Below are 3,232 nucleotides of genomic sequence, written 5' to 3' on the forward strand. Positions count from 1 at the left end.
AAAAAAAGGCAGCGGCCTACTCTCCCACAAAAATGCAGTACCATCGGCGCAGATGGGCTTAACTTCCCTGTTCGGAATGGAAAGGGGTGAGCCCCATCGCCATGGCCACCTTAAATTTTTGATTGTACTGCAAGCTGTTATCGCTACAGACAATCGTAGTTTTCACTACAAATATCGTTGACATAAATGGGACAGTGCGCGCCCTTGGTAGGGGCGCACGAAGAATATAAATACTATATTATGTACTTTGCTGCAAGAGGCAAATGTGCAAGTCTACGGACAATTAGTACCACTCGGCTACGACATTACTGTCCTTACACCTATGGCCTATCAACGTGGTAATCTCCCACGGTCCTTTAAAGAAATCCCATCTTGTGGCGGGTTTCGCGCTTATATGCTTTCAGCGCTTATCCCATCCCGACATAGCTACCCAGCAATGCTCCTGGCGGAACAACTGGTGCACCAGCGGTCAGTCCAACCCGGTCCTCTCGTACTAGGGTCAGGTCCACTCAAATTTCTAACGCCCGCAGTAGATAGAGACCGAACTGTCTCACGACGTTCTGAACCCAGCTCGCGTGCCACTTTAATGGGCGAACAGCCCAACCCTTGGGACCTTCTCCAGCCCCAGGATGTGACGAGCCGACATCGAGGTGCCAAACCCCCCCGTCGATATGAGCTCTTGGGGGAGATCAGCCTGTTATCCCCGGCGTACCTTTTATCCTTTGAGCGATGGCCCTTCCATGCGGAACCACCGGATCACTATGCTCTACTTTCGTACCTGATCGACCTGTATGTCTCTCAGTCAAGCGCCCTTGTGCCATTGCACTCTACACACGATTACCAACCGTATTGAGGGCACCTTTAGAAGCCTCCGTTACTCTTTTGGAGGCGACCACCCCAGTCAAACTACCCACCACGCACTGTTCCCTCTTTTGAGGGTTAGGCCCCAGACAAGCAAAGGCTGGTATTTCAACAATGACTCCACCACACCTAGCGATGCAGCTTCAAAGTCTCCCAGCTATCCTACACATTACTTATCCAGGGTCAATACGAAGCTATAGTAAAGGTGCACGGGGTCTTTTCGTCCCACTGCGGGTAATCGGCATCTTCACCGATACTACAATTTCACCGAGCTCATGGCCGAGACAGTGTCCAGATCGTTGCACCATTCGTGCAGGTCGGAACTTACCCGACAAGGAATTTCGCTACCTTAGGACCGTTATAGTTACGGCCGCCGTTTACTGGGGCTTCAATTCAATGCTTCTCCGAAGATGACATCTCCTCTTAACCTTCCAGCACCGGGCAGGTGTCAGGCCATATACTTCATCTTTCGATTTTGCATAGCCCTGTGTTTTTGATAAACAGTCGCCTGGACCTCTTCACTGCGGCCCCACCTGAGTGGGGCGACCCTTCTCCCGAAGTTACGGGTCTATTTTGCCTAGTTCCTTAGCCATGAATCTCTCGAGCGCCTTAGAATACTCATCCCAACCACCTGTGTCGGTTTGCGGTACAGGCTGCTTCACTTGTTTTTCTCGGAGGATGTTAAACTGGATTATCACCTTGACCGAAGTCTCAGTGTACTATCGGGGTGTCACCACTCCCTTCAACGCACAATTCCGTCTGTGCGCACCAATGCTACATCCCCGTCACTTTTAGCGTGAGCAGGTACAGGAATATTAACCTGTTGTCCATCCACTACCCCCTTCGGGTTCGCGTTAGGTCCTGACTGACCCCCAGCTGATTAGCATAGCTGGGGAAACCTTGGTCTTTCGGCGTGCGGGTTTCTCGCCCGCATTATCGTTACTTATGCCTACATTTTCGTTTGTAGAACCTCCAGCATACCTTACGGTACACCTTCTGTGGCGCTACAATGCTCCCCTACCCCTCTGTACCGAGTACAGAAGTCATAGCTTCGGTGATATACTTATGCCCGATTATTATCCATGCCCGACCGCTCGACCAGTGAGCTGTTACGCACTCTTTAAATGAATGGCTGCTTCCAAGCCAACATCCTGGCTGTCTGGGCAGTCGGACCTCGTTTTTTCAACTTAGTATATACTTTGGGACCTTAGCTGATGATCTGGGTTCTTTCCCTCTCGGACATGGACCTTAGCACCCATGCCCTCACTGCACACAAACATTTTATAGCATTCGGAGTTTGTCAGGAATTGGTAGGCGGTGAAGCCCCCGCATCCAATCAGTAGCTCTACCTCTATAAAACTATGTGTACGCTGCACCTAAATGCATTTCGGGGAGTACGAGCTATTTCCGAGTTTGATTGGCCTTTCACCCCTACCCACAGGTCATCCCAAGACTTTTCAACGTCAACGGGTTCGGTCCTCCACTATATGTTACTACAGCTTCAACCTGCCCATGGGTAGATCACACGGTTTCGCGTCTACTACTACCAACTATGGTCGCCCTATTCAGACTCGCTTTCGCTACGGCTCCGGTCCATAAGACCTTAACCTTGCTGGTAAAAGTAACTCGTAGGCTCATTATGCAAAAGGCACGCCGTCACCCCCTAAAGGGCTCCGACCGCTTGTAAGCGTATGGTTTCAGGATCTTTTTCACTCCCTTGTTCAGGGTTCTTTTCACCTTTCCCTCACGGTACTGGTTCACTATCGGTCTCTCAGGAGTATTTAGTCTTAACGGATGGTCCCGCCAAATTCACACAAGGTTTCACGTGCCCCGTGCTACTCAGGATACCACTATCGGTAATGGTCTTTACTTGTACAGGACTATCACCTGCTACGGTCACGCTTTCCAACGTATTCCAATTCATAACACACCAAATGTCGTGGTCCTACAACCCCAATATTGCCGAAACAATATTGGTTTGGACTAATCCGCGTTCGCTCGCCACTACTAACGGAATCACTTTTGTTTTCTCCTCCTCCGGGTACTTAGATGTTTCAGTTCCCCGGGTTTGCTTCTCTTACGAGATGACATGTCTTCAACATGCCGGGTTGCCCCATTCGGACATCTGCGGATCATATTGTATGTGCCAATCCCCGCAGCTTTTCGCAGCTTATCGCGTCCTTCTTCGCCTCTGAGAGCCTAGGCATTCCCCATACGCCCTTATTTAACTTGTCACTACCTAAAATCTTTACAAAATTTTAAGTAGCCTCTTGCTCTTCTTTAACTTTCGTATTCTTAAATTTTTCTTATCGCGATAATTACCCCTGTGGTAATTATACGCAATGTCCCAATATGTCAATGAACGTTTTCA

The 3,232-nt window shown here is 49.5% G+C and carries 2 rRNA genes; both read right to left on the reverse strand.

From position 1 onward, the window contains the following. Positions 1–3: 3 nt before the first annotated feature. Positions 4–113: ribosomal RNA gene (rrf, locus tag MWU65_RS17340) — 5S ribosomal RNA — on the reverse strand. 150 nt (positions 114–263) lie between these two features. Further along, positions 264–3,097: ribosomal RNA gene (locus MWU65_RS17345) — 23S ribosomal RNA — on the reverse strand. Between the last annotated feature and the right edge of the window lie 135 nt (positions 3,098–3,232).

It is taken from the genome of Cellulophaga sp. F20128, assembly GCF_023015805.1.
GTDB lineage: Bacteria > Bacteroidota > Bacteroidia > Flavobacteriales > Flavobacteriaceae > Cellulophaga.